Source organism: Yinghuangia soli, assembly GCF_021502675.1.
Lineage (GTDB): Bacteria > Actinomycetota > Actinomycetes > Streptomycetales > Streptomycetaceae > Yinghuangia > Yinghuangia soli.
In genome coordinates, this window is sequence record NZ_JAKFHA010000001.1 from 805,579 (window position 1) to 820,568 (window position 14,990).

12 protein-coding genes are annotated in these 14,990 nt (G+C 70.2%); 5 read left to right on the forward strand and 7 right to left on the reverse strand.

Translation table 11 applies throughout. The features are described 5' to 3' along the window. Positions 1 to 55 precede the first annotated feature (55 nt). A complete protein-coding gene (locus LZ495_RS03480) occupies positions 56 to 514 on the reverse strand; it encodes a nuclear transport factor 2 family protein (RefSeq protein WP_235050327.1) in 459 nt (152 codons plus the stop codon). Positions 515 to 729: 215 nt separating this feature from the next. Here LZ495_RS03480 and LZ495_RS03485 point away from each other — a divergent pair, with 215 nt between their 5' ends. The 3 genes from LZ495_RS03485 (at position 730) to LZ495_RS03495 (ending at position 3,781) form a co-directional block, all read left to right on the forward strand. After that, the gene (locus tag LZ495_RS03485; protein WP_235050328.1) at positions 730 to 1,521 is read left to right on the forward strand and encodes an SDR family NAD(P)-dependent oxidoreductase; all 792 of its coding nucleotides are present in this window, start codon (positions 730 to 732) and stop codon (positions 1,519 to 1,521) included. Positions 1,522 to 1,632: 111 nt separating this feature from the next. Then, entirely contained in the window at positions 1,633 to 2,754 is a 1,122-nt protein-coding gene (locus tag LZ495_RS03490; RefSeq protein ID WP_235050329.1) for an LLM class flavin-dependent oxidoreductase, read from the forward strand. A gap of 235 nt (positions 2,755 to 2,989) precedes the next feature. Next, a complete protein-coding gene (locus tag LZ495_RS03495; RefSeq protein WP_235050330.1) occupies positions 2,990 to 3,781 on the forward strand; it encodes a hypothetical protein in 792 nt (263 codons plus the stop codon). 61 nt (positions 3,782 to 3,842) lie between these two features. Here LZ495_RS03495 and LZ495_RS03500 read toward each other — a convergent pair whose 3' ends face one another. The 3 genes from LZ495_RS03500 to LZ495_RS03510 all read right to left on the reverse strand — a co-directional run bounded on the left by LZ495_RS03500 (position 3,843) and on the right by LZ495_RS03510 (position 7,194). Beyond that, positions 3,843 to 4,478, reverse strand: coding sequence for a PIN domain-containing protein (locus LZ495_RS03500; protein ID WP_235050331.1), 636 nt, complete (start codon positions 4,476 to 4,478; stop codon positions 3,843 to 3,845). A 4-nt stretch (positions 4,479 to 4,482) separates the two neighbouring features. Next, a complete protein-coding gene (locus LZ495_RS03505; RefSeq protein WP_235050332.1) occupies positions 4,483 to 5,715 on the reverse strand; it encodes a helix-turn-helix domain-containing protein in 1,233 nt (410 codons plus the stop codon). 66 nt (positions 5,716 to 5,781) lie between these two features. Further along, positions 5,782 to 7,194 carry an ArnT family glycosyltransferase gene (locus LZ495_RS03510; protein ID WP_235050333.1) on the reverse strand — a complete coding sequence of 471 codons (1,413 nt, stop codon included), beginning with the start codon at positions 7,192 to 7,194 and terminating at the stop codon, positions 5,782 to 5,784. Positions 7,195 to 7,537: 343 nt separating this feature from the next. Between LZ495_RS03510 and LZ495_RS03515 the strand changes: the two genes are divergently transcribed. Continuing rightward, a complete protein-coding gene (locus LZ495_RS03515; RefSeq protein ID WP_235050334.1) occupies positions 7,538 to 8,860 on the forward strand; it encodes a chymotrypsin family serine protease in 1,323 nt (440 codons plus the stop codon). 92 nt (positions 8,861 to 8,952) lie between these two features. Here the strand turns inward: LZ495_RS03515 and LZ495_RS03520 are convergent, their stop codons facing one another. Next, on the reverse strand, positions 8,953 to 9,843 hold the full coding sequence (locus LZ495_RS03520) for an NmrA family NAD(P)-binding protein (protein ID WP_235050335.1): 891 nt from the start codon (positions 9,841 to 9,843) through the stop codon (positions 8,953 to 8,955). Positions 9,844 to 9,923: 80 nt separating this feature from the next. Here LZ495_RS03520 and LZ495_RS03525 point away from each other — a divergent pair, with 80 nt between their 5' ends. Beyond that, positions 9,924 to 10,934: an AraC family transcriptional regulator gene (locus LZ495_RS03525; RefSeq protein ID WP_235050336.1), complete on the forward strand. Its 1,011-nt coding sequence runs from the start codon at positions 9,924 to 9,926 to the stop codon at positions 10,932 to 10,934. 63 nt (positions 10,935 to 10,997) lie between these two features. Here LZ495_RS03525 and LZ495_RS03530 read toward each other — a convergent pair whose 3' ends face one another. Together LZ495_RS03530 and dxs are read right to left on the reverse strand one after the other, a co-directional pair. Next, the gene (locus tag LZ495_RS03530) at positions 10,998 to 12,551 is read right to left on the reverse strand and encodes an amino acid permease (protein ID WP_235050337.1); all 1,554 of its coding nucleotides are present in this window, start codon (positions 12,549 to 12,551) and stop codon (positions 10,998 to 11,000) included. A 340-nt stretch (positions 12,552 to 12,891) separates the two neighbouring features. Beyond that, positions 12,892 to 14,835, reverse strand: coding sequence for a 1-deoxy-D-xylulose-5-phosphate synthase (gene dxs / locus LZ495_RS03535; RefSeq protein WP_235050338.1), 1,944 nt, complete (start codon positions 14,833 to 14,835; stop codon positions 12,892 to 12,894). Positions 14,836 to 14,990: the final 155 nt, after the last annotated feature.

Sequence of the window (14,990 nt, forward strand, 5' to 3'; positions counted from 1 at the left end):
GCGGCGCCTCGAGGCACCAGCCGGAGGCACCAGCCGGAGGCGTCAGCCGGAGCCGTCAGCCCAGCGGCAGCATCAGATGGTGCGAAAGGTCCCCGGCCTGCTCGGTGACCATGTGGCGGCTCGCGAACGACCAGGCGCCGCCGGCGTCGCGCGTGAAGGTGTCCCGGTAGCGGCCGGTGATGATGGGCTGCAGCGGGAGGTCCGGGGTGGCCTGCAGGACGGTGAAGTAGGAGCGCGCCGAGGCGGTGCCCGCGTCCTCGTCGATGTCGAGGATGAGGTTGGTGGTGACGTGCTTGGTACGCGGCGTGCCGTCCTCGTAGCGGCGGGTCCAGGTCGCGTACAGGGCGTGGATCGCCTCGCGGCCGACGATCTTGTCGGGCGAGGCGTCGGTGGTGACGACGCAGTCGGCGAGCAGGTCGGCGACCGCGTCGAAGTCGCCGGCGTCGATCCCCTCGGCGTACAGGGCGACGAGGTTGGGGACAGCGATGTGGCCGGGCTGGCGTTCCGGGGCCATGGGCACCTCACAAAGGACGGAGCGGCGAGCAGGTCGGGGGCGGTGAAGCGGCGTCACAGTACGTCGCGGGCCCGCCGGAATCCAGCGCCTCCCCGCCGTCCCGCGACCTAAATCGCGTCCGATCACTCTTTAGTGACGCGCCGTCAGATGGCATGGTGAGCTGAGCGCCGTGCGCCCCCGCACGCGCGGGTCCGACGGCAAGAAGAGGTACGAACGTGGTTCTCGATGCGTCCAGCAGCCTGCTCACCGGCAAAGTCGCCGTCGTCACCGGCGCCGCACGCGGGATCGGCGCGGCGACCGCGGTGGCCCTGGCGCGCTTCGGCGCCGATGTCGCGATCTGCGACAAGGAGGACCAGAGCACCACGCTCAAGGCGCTCGAGGAGACCGGCCGCAAGGTGTACGCGGGCACGCTCGACGTCCGCGACACGGAGGCGGTGGAGGCGTTCGTGCAGGGCGCGCACGCCGAGCTCGGCGCCCTGGACGTGCTGGTCAACAACGCGGGCGGCGGCTTCTGGGCGCCCTTCCTGGAGGTCAGCCCGAAGGGGCAGCGGGCGCTGATCGACGAGAACTTCACGACCGTCGCCAACGTGGTCCGCAGCGGCGTCCCGCTCATGAACGACGGCGGCTCGATCGTGAACGTGACCAGCGTCGAGGCGCACCGCGCGGCGCCCGGCTTCGCCGTGTACGCGGCGATGAAGGCCGCCGTCGAGCAGCTCACCAAGTCGCTCGCGCTGGAGCTGGCGCACCGCCGGATCCGGGTCAACTGCGTCGCCCCGGACGCCATCCCCACGCCGGGCGACGAGGGCCTCGCCGAGTCGGTCGGCGGGCTCGACTACGCAGCCAAGGTGCCGTTCGGGCTGGGTACGCCGGACGACTGCGCCGCGCCGATCGTGTTCCTGGCCGGGCCGATGTCCGGCTTCATGACCGGGACGACGCTGCATGTCGACGGCGGCACCCACGCCGCCTCGGGATGGACGCGCCGCCCGGACGGAGTCTGGACGCCGTAGCCGCAGCCACCCGGCCTCTGCCGCGGTCCGCACGGTGCGGACCGCGGTATCTCCCGCCCCGACCGAACCACCACGCCAGGCCCCACCCACCCGCCCGTGCAAGGGAGCCCCATGGAATTCGGCATTTTTCTGCAGGGGTACAACCCCAAGTTCCGGCGCGACGGCAATCCGAACGCCGAGCACGAAGCACTCATGAACGACATGGCGTACGCGATCGCCGCCGACAAGGCCGGCTTCAAGTACGTGTGGCTGAGCGAGCACCACTTCCTCGACGAGTACTCGCACCTGTCCGCCAACGACGTGATGCTCGGCTACCTCGCGCACGCGACCGAGCGGATCCACATCGGCAGCGGCATCTTCAACCCGCTGCCGCAGGTCAACCACCCCGCCAAGGTCGCCGAGCGCGTCGCGATGCTCGACCACCTCTCCCAAGGGCGGTTCGAGTTCGGCACCGGCCGCGGCGCGGGCAGCCACGAGATCCTCGGCTTCCTGCCCGGCATCGAGGACATGAACCAGACCAAGGACATCTGGGAAGACGTCATCCGCGAGTTCCCCAAGATGTTCCTGCAGGACGAGTACGAGGGCTACGAAGGCCGCTTCTGGTCCCTCCCGCCCCGCAAGATCCTGCCCAAGCCGTACGGCAAGGGCCACCCGGCCATGTGGTACGCCGCGGGCTCGCCCAGTTCGTACGCGATGGCCGCGAAGCTGGGCCTGGGCGTCCTCGGTTTCTCGATCGGCGACGTCGAGCAGGCCGAGCGCGCGGTCGCCGACTACAAGCGGCAGATCGTGGACGCGGAGCCGATCGGCGCGTTCGTCAACGACAACGTCATGGTGACCTCGACCGGGTTCGTCGCGGAGACGAAGGAGGCCGCGTACCAGGCCGCGGTCGACTCGCGGCTGATGTACCTGACCAGCAACGTCTTCCGGTACCACGACACGTTCCCGCACCCGGAGGGCATTCCGTTCTGGCCGGAGACGATCCCCGACCTGACGTACGAGGCGGTGGAATTCGCGGCCGACGCGGGCGCCATGATCGTCGGCGACCCGGACACCGCGATCAAGGCCATCAAGGCGTACGAGGCGGCCGGCGTTGACCAGCTGACACTCGGCCTGGGCGCCGACACCCCGGAGAACACGCTGCGCACGATCCGGCTGTTCGGCGAGCACATCATCCCCAAGATCGACACCGACCCGGAGCACCGCACCACGAAGCTGCGCAACGCGGGGGCGTGACGGGGGGGCGTGACGGGGCGCAACGGGGGCGTGACGGGGCCGCCACGCCGACAAGCCGGCCGGTCGGCCTTCGGGCCGCCGGTCGACGCGGCGGCGGCTTCATGACCGGTGTGGCGGGCGTGAACGGTGTGATCCAAACGCGTGTCAGCAAGTGCTGACACCTCATCAGTTCTGACGTACTGTCAGCCAGGCCGACACGACCTGGATCTTCGTCGACAAGGACCAAAGGACCAACATGGGCTTCAAGGAGTACCCGATCCGCACGACCGGGATGCTGTTCACCGCGGTGGACCCGGAGCGCGGCCACGAGGTCGAGTACCACCGCTGGTACGAGCGCGACCACTTCTACGCGGGCTGCATGATCGGCCCCGGCATGCTGGCCGGCAAGCGCTGGGTCGCCACCCGCGAGCTCAAGGACCTGCGGTTCCCCGCCGAGTCGGACCTGGTCCCGGCGATCGACGCGGGCTCGTACCTCGCCGTCTACTGGGTCAACGAGGGCCAGTGGGACGAGTGGAACGCCTGGGCCGTCGAGCAGGTCAACTGGCTCTACTCCAACGACCGCGGCTTCCCGAACCGCATCCACGCGCACACCGGCATGTACCTGCACGACAAGCGCTGGTACCGCGACGAGGACCCGGTCCCGCTGGAGCTCGCCCTCGACCACGGCTACCAGGGCCTCGTGTCCCTCACCGTGCAGCGCGCCGAGGGCGTCTCCCAGGACGAGCTCGAGACCTGGTTCGACGCCAACCTCCCCAAGTTCCTGGACGGTTCCGCCGTCGAGTCGGTCGCCGCCTGGACCGCGCTCCCGCTCTCGGACGACGCCCCGGCCTTCGTCCCCCGCGACCCCAACGCGGCCACCCGCAGCATGCAGCTGTACTTCCTGGGCGGGGACCCGCGCGACAGCTGGGACTCGTTCCGTACGTGGGCCGACACCATCAACGCGAGCGGCATCGGCACGGTGACCTTCGCCGCCCCGTGGATCCCGACGATCCCGGGCCGCGACACCTACACCGACCAGCTCTGGTAGACCGCACCGAACTCCCCCGACAGGGCGGCGACCTGCACAGGTCCCGCCCTGTCCCCTTTCCTCACCCCGTCGGACGCCGAGACTTCCACAGGGCATGCGTCTCTTTGAGCCCGCTCTTTTCGAAGGGAAGCATCCCGTCGCCAAAGGCACGTAGCTTCGCGTACGCGCCGACCAGGTCCGCAGCGTTCGGAAAGAACCCCAGTTCCACGGCCATGGTCAGGATGTCCTCGATGGCGAGGACCTCAAGACCCCAGCGTGCGGCCAGGCGCTGCCCGCCGTGGTCATCGATGAGCACCTTGACGTCGACCCCTTGTTCGGCCAAGTGGACGGCGTGGGCGACCACCACTACTTCACCGAGATCCCGGTGCTGCCGCACCGCCTGCTCCAGATCCGTTTCGCGGATGTCCTCGATTACTTCGATCACCCGCGCGAAGCCAGTGGCCAACTCGACCCTGGGCAGCACCCGGACATGACGGCTCGCAACCAAGCGCTTCCAACGCTGCTCCAACCCCCGGTACTTGCGGCCCTTTCCGGCGACCTCGCCGACCACCTCCTCCGGGACCAGGACCACGAGCTGTACTGCAGCGAGGACGTCGATCAGCAGGCCGTGCAGGTTCGCGCCGACGAAATGCACGCATATGACAGCGTCGAGGACGCAGCACGAATCCCCGGATAACTCCTCGTTCCCCTCGTCCATGCACTCACCCCTTGTGCTGCGCACGGGCGAGCAGGTCCGAGACTGCCGCCCTCCGTACCTGCTGCGGTGCCGGGGTCAGCCCTGCGTCGTCCAGGCGCGCTTGGACCTCGCCGACGCCCTCCCCCGCGAGTCTGGCGACCACGCGCACGCCGACCCTGCCCTCCGTGTACGCCTGCACAGCCCGCTCCAGGATTCGCCGGGGCGGCTTGGGGCGCAGGGCGGCGTCCCGTTCCGCCAGATACTGCGGCCCCCAGCCGAACCTCTGAGCAAGCTGGGCACCGGTCTGCCCCCGGAGGGCCTGCACCCGCGCAGTGGTCAGGAGGCCCATGGCCCGCAATTGGAAGAGCACGACGGGGAGGCTCACACGAAAATGCCGCGCCAGCAGTGCACACGTACGCAAGTCCGGTTCCGGTACCGCTGCGGCTCCGCTCCCACCGCCTTCGAGCGGGCGGAGCCATGCGGCAATGCCGTCCGTCGGTGCCAGCAGATGCCGGGCAAAGGCGTCGCAACGACGCTCCTTGGGCGTGCAGTCACCGTCCGTGCGGTGAGCCTCCGCACAGTCCCCGAACAGCACGTGCCCCAGCTCGTGGCAGCTGGTGAACCGCTGGCGTTCCGGGGAGGAACTCGTGGCCAACGCCACTACCAGGACCCCGCGTTCGGGGTCTGCCACCGAGAACCCGTCCACGCCTTCCGGCAGGTCGAGAACAGCAGTGTCCGCACCGGTCAGGCGCTCCAGCAGCTCTGCGGCATCAGTGATCGGCGCACCGGCCAGGTCGAGCCTGTCACGAACCGCCTTGGCCAGCCGCGCACCCTGGTCTTCCGGGGGTAGCGCGCTGTCCGGGAGATCCACTGGCGCTGTCGTCAAACCGTCGCGCCTGCCCGCCTCGTCCGTACCCACTCGCGACGCACCGGCTCTGTCCATGCGGTCGTCGAGAACCAGCAGGTCCACCACCGCGCCGAGGGCAGCCTCCCGCGTGGCTTCGTCCACATCGGCCATGCGCGCGGCGACGACGACCCGGCTGCGCACTGAGCTGCCTTGGGTGAGCTCGCGCAGCGACACTTCGAGGACCTCGGCGATCCGGTCCAGCTCCGCCAGCGTGACACGGGAACGCGTACCGGCTTCGATGCGGGCAAGAGTCGGCTGCGACAGCCCGGCGAGCGGGGCCAGCTCGCGCTGCGTGTAGCGGGAAGCCTCTCGGGCGCGCCTGACCCGTTCTCCGACCTTGCCGAGATCCATGCGAGCCACCTCCGTGAATCAATTCTATCATCGTGATTCAGCAGATCGGCGTCGGCCGGGCCGGCCCTACGGGGTGATGCGCCGATAGATCACCACATGCCCGCTGCGGGATTCCTCCTTGTAGTTCTCGCGGAGGAACTCGTCGAACTTGGGGATGCGGTCCGGGCGGTACGCGGCCTGGCCGGAGTCGTCGATGACCAACTCGGGTCTGGTGCGGGTGAGGTCGGCGGCGAACTGGTCCCACGCGCCGCGTACGGCAAGTTCTTCGGTGACCAACTTCTCCGGGCGGCCCCCGGAGAAGTTGGTGAGGAAGCCGGCGGTCAGGAAGCGCGTCGCGGGCGGGCGTTCGGAGTAGTAGTAGAGCGCTGGGTTCATGCCCCAGATGAGGACGTGTTCGCCGGGGTGGGTCTCGGCCCGTACGGCGCGCCCGACTTCCTGGATGTGGCGGAGGCGCGACTCGGGCCAGTTGAGGGCCAGCCAGCTGAACACGCAGGCGGAGAGCAGCGCGTAGACCGCGGCGGTACGCCAGCGCAAGGCACCGCGGGCGATGCCGGCCACGCCCACCATGACCAGGGCGGGCAGCAGTTGCAGGAAGTAGTGGCCGAAGAAGCGTGTGCCTGCGCTGATCGCGATGAAGGACGCGGCCAGCCATAGCCACAGGTCAGCGTCCGCGCGGAGGCGGCGTCCGCGGAGTGCGGCCCAGACGAGGGGCAGGCTGGCCGCGACCACGATGCCGAGGTTCACGGACGCCCGGGCCAGCGCGCGGAGCCAGCCGCCTTCGAGGGAGAGGTAGCCGCCGGAGCCGGTCACCACCCAGAACAGGAACCGGCCGACCCCGAACAGCGGCGCAATCGCGAGGAACGGCAATGCCGTACCGACGAGGGCACGCGATACGCCGCCCCGGCCCGCGGTACGCCAGGCCAGCCACAGCACCGGGATGAGCACCGCGCCCCCGGACTGCTTGGTCAGCGCGGCGACGGCGACGGCCACTCCGGCGGCCCCGTACCGCCCCCGGTCGGCGAGCAGTACGGCCGCCGCGGTCGCCGGGAGCATGAAGACCTCGAAGTTGGCGGCGTGCGCGTCGGGCGGGGAGAGGCCGGTGCTGGCAACGAGGTAGAGGAGCCCGGCGGCGAGGCCTGCGGTGGGGCCGTAGCGGCGGCGGGCGAGGAGGAGGAGCAGTACTGCGGTGAGGACATGCGCGCCCAGGGCGAGGACCTTGACCGGCCAGAGTCGGTCGTCGCCGAAGATGCCGAAGACCGCGGCGTACAGGTACGGGAGCAGCGGCGGTTTGCGGTCGACCACTCCGCTGTACAGGTCGGCGCCGGCTCCGAGTATCCGCGCCTGGGTGGCGAGGAACCCCTCGTCCGGGTTCCAGAAGGCGCGGAGAAACGACGGCAGGTGCGTCGCCACGGCCACGGACACGAGGAGCAAGGCGGTGACAGGCGGCCGGAGCAACACCCGGAGTACGCGACGGAGCACACGGAAACGGTAGCCGCTGCGGAGCGAACTACCTTGCCAGGAAAGGAAGTCCGATCATCTGAAAGTCTGCGGATCGGGGTGGCGGGCCGCATAGGAAGGCGCTGCCGACAGCCAAGGACTTTCTATGGCCTGTCACTGGTCGTACCCGGCCCCTGCCGTAATGTCCGCGGCCATACCCGGATGCCGTCATGCCAATGGCCACATAACGAGCTTGCTGTGGAAGCGAGTTGCCGCCAGGCCCACCGACCCAGCGGTTGTCCGCTTCTTGAAAACATCGCGTCTCTATGGATTCATGACCGGACTCTGCACTCCCAGGCACGACTCGCGCTCCAGGAGGTACCGCATGTCGCGTCGCAGAAGGAGATCGTGGGTCTTCGTGGCGGGGTTGTCGCTCGCCGTGGCCGCGTCGGGTCTCCAGTCCGATGCCGGAGCCGTGCCGGGCCCGGACGGGGAGTCCCGGCACCGCAGCGGCCTGACGGTTCTGGCCAAGGAAGTTTTCGTCCCGCCTGGTCTGCCCGCCGCGGCAGAGGCCACGCTGTCCGAGGCGGGCAAGCTCGCCGCCTCGGCTCCCGAGGACTTCAGCCACGCCTGGTACGACCGGAAATCCGGCGCAGTTCGCATCGGCGTGGTCGAGTCGGCCGGCAAGTCCATGGTGGACAAAAGGACTTCGCGCGCCAAGGGCATCGGCGCGGAAGCCCGGACGGTGTCGCGCAGCCTCGGCGCCCTGGAGCGCATCAAGGACGAGGCGATCACCATCGGCACCGTCGGCGTGCCCGATGCGGGCAGCGTCTTCCGTACCCAGGTCGATGCCGAGAACAACCGCGTCATCATCGACGTCGAGCAGGCAAGCGATGCCTTCCTGACGGCAGTGGCGAAGCGCTACGGCCCCGACGCGGTCGCGGTGCGCGTCAACGGTCCCGGAAGCCGTCCGCACTTCCAGAGTCGGCTCAGCGAAGGTCCGGACTACTTCGGTGGCGGCGCGCGGCTCACCATGCACGGGAACGTCGGCTCGGGTCATTGCACGTCCGGGATCCCCTGGGAGGCAGGAACCAGCACGTACCTGATCACCGCCGGCCACTGCGGCCTCGACGGCGCCTGGGTCTCGACGCCCACAGGGCTGTTCGGCGCGGTCTACAGCGACACCGGCGAGAACTGGGCGCCCGGGTTCGGCACCGTGTTCTTCCCGGGCCAGACCGACTTCCGCGGCGACATCGCCATGATCACCATCAGCAGTTCGGGCCCTGCGGCCGGGTACTACATCTACCGGGGAGCCGTCGACTCCGACTCGACGGCTGTCGTCACGGCTCGTGCGCCGAGCCGGTCGACCGCGGGAAGGCCCTACTGCACGGGTGGTTCCTTCAGCGGCGAACTGTGCGGCTGGACCGTGCAGAACAACGGCGTGAACTTCGCCGATATCGGCGGCCAGGTCGCCCGCAACATGGTGTACGGCACCAAGACCGGCGCCTGTGCCAGGGGCGGGGACTCCGGCGCGCCGGTCTACCAAGTCCGCGCCAACGGGACGATCACCATGCTCGGCGTGCACAGCGCCCATGCCGGCAACGGCACTCAGGCCGACCCCTGCCGCGAGTACTTCACCGACTACTGGGACGTCTGGTCGGCGCTGCCCGGCGACCTGCGGTACTACCCGCCGTGGGCCGGCCCCTGAGCGGACCGCTGCTGTGGTGACGACCCGAACCACGGAGCGGGCGGCCCTGAGCACTCCTGCTGGTAGCCGCCTGGACGGGTGCCGCGGAGGAGTCAGGACTCTGGCGGTGTCTCCAGCCAGGCTGCGAAGGGGCGGGGGCCGCGGCCCAGGACCTCGCGTACGTGGTCGGTGACGCCCGCGCCGCCGCCTTCGCGGATGACCCGGAACAGGCTGTTGACCAGCTCTACTTCCTCGGTGGGGGCACCCGCTGCGGTGTAGTCGGCGGCGTACTCCGCTTCGCTGACGGGGACGTAGCGCAGGTCGCGGCCCACGGCGCGGGCGTATTGCGCAAGGGCCTCGCCGAAGGTCAGGTCGTCGGGGCCGGTCAGTTCGTAGGTGCGGCCGGCGTGGCCGTCCGTGGTGAGCGCCTCGGCGGCGACGTCGGCGATGTCGCGGATGTCGATGAAGGGTTCGCGGCCTTCGCCGGTCGGCAGGCGCAGTTCGCCGCTGTGCTCCAGGGGGACGGCGAAGAGCGGGAGGTCGGTGAAGTTCTGGTTGAACCAGGCCGGCCGCAGGATCGTCCAGGCCGTGCCGGAGGCGCGTACGGCACTCTCGGCGGGTTCCTTCATCGCGAGGTTGACGGCGTCGCGGCTGCGGGCGGAGAGAAGGACGAGGCGCCGTACCCCGTGCTCGACCGCCTGGGCGACGAACTCCGCGAGTGGCACTTGCTCTTCGTCCGGCTCGACGAGGTAGACGGCGGCGGCGCCGGTCAGCACGGGCGACCAGGTCGCGCGCTCGTTCCAGGCGAAGCGCAGCGGGGTGGTCGAGCGCGCGACCGCGCGGGTCGGGACGCCCTTGCGGGCAAGGGCCTCGACGACACGGCGGCCCGTTTTGCCGGTGGCGCCGAGAACGACGATGGGCGCAGGCTTCTCGGCGGAGTCGGACGCGGTGTGGGAGTGGGTGCGGGCGTGAGTGTCGGTGACCGTGGGGCGCTGGCTGCTCATGGCTCCAGCCAACCGGGTCGGCCCTGGACGGGAAATGTGCATCCATCCAGATTCGATGTGCCTGCGTCTAGGCTGCCGCCATGGATGCGCTGGCCTCGCTGCTCTACGACACCCGGGCGCACGGAGCGCACTTCTGCCGCTCGCTCGTCGATCCGCCGTGGGCGGTGCGCTTCGCGAACGGCGTGCCGCTGACGCTGCTCACCATGCCGCGCGGGTCCGGCTGGGTGCTGCACGACGACCACCCGCCGGTACGCCTGCCGAGCGGCAGTGCCGCCATCGTCCGCGGCCCGGCGCATTTCACCGTCGCGGACTCCCCCGACTCGCGTCCGCGCGTCATCGTGCACGCCGAGGAGCAGTGCACCGACGAACTGGGCCGCGAGCTGGCCGGCCCCGCGGCCCTCGGCCCGCGCACGTGGGGCGACCGCCCCGACTCGGACGCCGTGCTGATCACCGGCAGCTACCAGGTGCACGGCGACATCAGCGGGCGCCTGCTCGCCGGCCTGCCGCCGGTCGCGGTCCTGGCCGTCGACGAGTCGGACGATCCGCTCGTGAGCCTGCTGCTCGCCGAGATCAGCGTCGAACGCGCCGGCCAGCAGGTCTTCCTGGACCGGCTGCTCGACCTGCTGCTCGTGTCGTCGCTGCGCTGCTGGTTCGACGCCCAGGGCGCCGACGCACCCGCCTGGTACCAGGCACTCGGCGACCCGGTGGCGGGCCGGGCGCTGCGGCTGATCCACGAAGACCCGGCGCATGCCTGGACGGTCGCCGAGCTGGCCGCCCGGGTCGGGGTGTCCCGGGCCGGTTTCGCGCAGCGCTTCGCGAAGGTGGTCGGCGAGCCGCCGATGGCCTACCTGGCCGGCTGGCGGGTGTCGCTCGCCGCCGATCTGCTGCGGCGTACCGACGGCACCGTCGCGGCGATCGCCCGCCAGGTCGGCTACAGCGACGGCTACGCCTTCAGCGCGGCGTTCACGCGGCTGCGCGGCGTACGCCCGGGCGAGTTCCGCCGCGGAGCCGCCGCGCCGCCGCCTCCGATGCCGGCAGGGGCGGCAGAGGCGGCACGAGCGACAGCGCCGGTTCCGGCCGCCGCGGGCTGAGGAAACGCCGCGCGCCCCTTCGCGTCCGGGTCGTACCGGAGGCGAAGGGGCGCGCGCGGTGTGTCAGTTCTTGTCGTCGCGGTCGCCGGGGAGCGGCGGGAGTTGCTCGTTGACGACCGGGGAGATGCCGGGGAGGTCCGTCTCCACGATGCTCAGGCGGCTGCGCTTGCGGCTGTAGAGGAAGTAGATGACGAAGCCGAGCGCCATCCACACCAGGAACCGCCACCAGGTCTCCACCGGCAGGTTGATCATCAGCCACAGGCAGGCGAGGACCGACGCGATCGGCAGGTACGGGACCCACGGGGTGCGGAACGAGCGGGGCAGGTCGGGGCGGGTGCGGCGCAGGACGATGACCCCGATGGAGACCACGACGAAGGCGAACAGCGTGCCGATGTTGACCAGTTCGGCGAGTTCCTTGAGCGGGATGATGCCCGCGACGAAGGCCACCACGAAGCCGAGCGCGATGGTCGAGCGGTACGGGGTGCGGTAGGTCGGGTGGGTCTCGCTGAAGAAGCGCGGGATCAGGCCGTCGCGGCTCATCGCGAAGAAGACGCGGCTCTGGCCGAGCAGCATGATCATGGTGACCGAGGTGAGTCCGGCCACCGCGCCGACGTTGATCACCCAGGCCCAGCCGCCGTGGCCGACGGCTTTGAAGGCGTCGGACAGCGGGGCGGAGATCGAGAGTTCGGTGTACTTCTGCATGCCGGTGACGACGATGGAGACCGCGACGTACAGGACCGTGCAGATGGCGAGCGAGCCGAGGATGCCGATGGGCAGGTCGCGCTGCGGCTTCTTGGTCTCCTCGGCGGCGCTGGCCACGATGTCGAAGCCGATGTAGGCGAAGAAGACGGTCGCGGCGCCGAAGAAGATGCCCATCACGCCGAAGGACGAGGGTTCGAAGCCGCTCATCCACTCGATGAGGGGCTGCTTGAGGCCGTCGTCCTCTCCCCCGGGGTTCTGCTTCGGCGGGATGAACGGCGAGTAGTTCGAGCCCTTGATGAAGAAGAGCCCCGCGAAGATCACGATGAGGACGACGGCGACCTTGATGAACACGATGACGGCGGTGAAGCGCGAGGAGAGCTTGACGCCGTACACCAGGATCAGGGTGAGGAGGAGGACCAGGAGCGCGGCGGGGAGGTTGAAGCCCCAGTCGTCGTCGGTGCCGCCGTTGATCGCGTTCGGCAGGGTGATGTCGGCGGAGGCCAGCAGGGACTGCACGTAGCCGGACCAGCCGACCGCCACGACCGCGGCGCCCAGGGCCAGTTCGAGGATGAGGTCCCAGCCGATGATCCAGGCCGGCAGCTCGCCGATCGAGGTGTACGCGAAGGTGTACGCGGAGCCGGCCACCGGGACGGTCGAGGCGAACTCCGCGTAGCAGAGCGCCGCGAGCGCGCACACGATGCCGCTGACCACGAAGGAGAGCGCGACAGCCGGGCCGGCGGTGTCGCGCGCGACGGTGCCGGTGAGCACGAAGATGCCGGTGCCGATGATGACGCCGACGCCGAACACGGTGAGGTCGAGCGCGGACAGCGCGCGCTTGAGCCCGTGCTCCGGATCCTCGGTGTCGCGGATCGACTGCTCGACCGTTTTGGTCCGGAAGGGACTGGACGTGGTCATGGCTGACCCCCGCTTCACTCGGCGTCAGCTCATGATTAACCGATTTGTACGAACTCACGCAGATTTGAGCGCAGCGCGTACGAGTGAATCCGCGGGCGGCTGCGCGCGGCGGGTCACGGGTGGTGGAGAACGGGGTCTGGTGGAGGCAAAGCGGGTGGGCCCCCTGTGTGGCCACAACGGGTGACGGGGGTCGGGGAGTTTCCGGGGAGTGGTCGCTCGTGCGGGTGACGGGGAGGCTGCGGCTTTGCAACGGCGGACGGCCCCCTCCGCACAAGCGGAGGGGGCCGTCCGATCGTTTGTTCGTCAGGCCGTCAGGCCGTCAGGCCGTCAGGCCGTCAGGTCAGGAAGCCTGCTGGGCTGCCTCGTCCTCCGGGGTCACCGGGTCGCCGGACAGGCGGGCGACCTCTTCGACGACCTTGCGGGAGATGTCCTGCGCGTTGAGCCCGATGCGGGACAGGATCGCGCCCGGCTTGGCGTGGTCCAGGAACTCCTGCGGGATGCCGAAGTCGCGCAGCGGGACGTCCACGCCCGCATCGCGCAGCGACTGCGCGATGGCCGCGCCGACGCCGCCCGCGCGGCCGTTGTTCTCGATGGTGACCACCAGGCGGTGCCGGGCCGCGAGGCCGGGCAGCTCCGGGTCGACCGGCTTGACCCAGCGCGGGTCCACCACCGTGGACACGATGCCCTGGTCGGCCAGCCGGTCGGCGATCTCGATGCCGGCCTCGGCCATGGTGCCGACGGTGACGATGAGGACGTCGCCGCCCTCGCCGCCGCCGTTGCGCTCCGGACCGGTGCGGCGCAGGACGTCCATGCCGCCGATCCGGCCGACCGCTTCGATCTCGGGGCCGACGATGCCCTTGGCGAAGCGCACCACGGTCGGCGCGTCGTCGACGTCGAGGGCCTCGCGCAGCTGCGCGCGGACCTGGGCGGCGTCGCGCGGCGCGGCGAGCCGCAGGCCGGGCACGACCTGCAGGATCGACATGTCCCACATGCCGTTGTGGCTGGCCCCGTCGTCGCCGGTCACGCCGGCCCGGTCCAGCACGAACGTGACGCCGCACTTGTGCAGCGCGCAGTCCATCAGGACCTGGTCGAACGCGCGGTTCAGGAAGGTCGCGTAGACCGCGACCACCGGGTGCAGGCCGCCCATCGCGAGACCCGCCGCCGAGGTGACGGCGTGCTGCTCGGCGATGCCGACGTCGAAGGTGCGGTCCGGGTACGCGGCCGCGAACTTGTGCAGGCCGACCGGGATCAGCATGGCCGCGGTGATGCCCACCACGTCCTGCCGCTCGGCGCCGACCTTGACCATCTCGTCGGCGAAGACCGAGGTCCACGACGCACCGGCGGCCTTGGCGACCGGCAGGCCGGTCTCCGGGTTGATCACGCCGACCGCGTGGAACTGGTCGGCCTCGTCGTTGCGGGCCGGGTCGTACCCGCGGCCCTTCTGGGTCAGCGCGTGCACGATGACCGGGCCGCCGAAGCCCTTGGCCTTGCGCAGCGCCTGCTCGACCTGCTCGGTGTCGTGGCCGTCGACCGGGCCGATGTACTTCAGGCCCAGGTCCTCGAAGAGGCCTTGCGGCGCGACGAAGTCCTTCAGGCCCTTCTTGGCGCCGTGCAGGATGTCGTACACCGGGCCGCCGACCACCGGGGTGCGCCCGAGGACGCCCTTGCCCCAGTCGAGGAACCGCTCGTAGCCGCGCGTGGTGCGCAGCGTGGAGAGGTGGTTCGCGAGGCCGCCGGTGGTCGGGGCGTACGAACGCTCGTTGTCGTTGACCACGATGATCACCGGGCGGTCCTTGGCCGCGGCGATGTTGTTGAGCGCCTCCCAGGCCATGCCGCCGGTCAGCGCGCCGTCGCCGATGACCGCCACCACGTGCCGGTCGTCGAGGCCGCGGACCTGGTACGCCTTGGCGAAGCCGTCCGCGTAGGACAGCACGGTCGACGCGTGCGAGTTCTCGATGATGTCGTGCTCGGACTCGGCCTGGCTCGGGTAACCCGAGATGCCGCCCTCCTGGCGGAGCGCGGTGAAGTCGTGCCGGCCGGTGACGATCTTGTGGACGTACGACTGGTGCCCGGTGTCCCACAGGATCTTGTCGCGTGGCGAGTCGAAGACCCGGTGCAGCGCCAGGGTCAGCTCGACGACGCCCAGATTGGGGCCGAGGTGGCCGCCGGTCCGGGAGACGGAGTCGACCAGGAATTCGCGGATCTCGCCGGCGAGCACGGTGAGCTGCTCGGGAGAGAGCGCCTTGAGATCACGGGGTCCTCGAATGCTCTCCAGCAGGCCCACCCGTACCTCCTTCTTCGGTCTGTCGCGGTCCTCGCCCGTCCCCCAGGCGGGAAACGCACTTATCGAGTCTAGACGCGCGGAACGCGTCTCCTGGTTCGCCTCGGCGCAGTCGGGTGTACGGGCGGTCGCGAACGGCACATGCGGCAGCGGCCCGC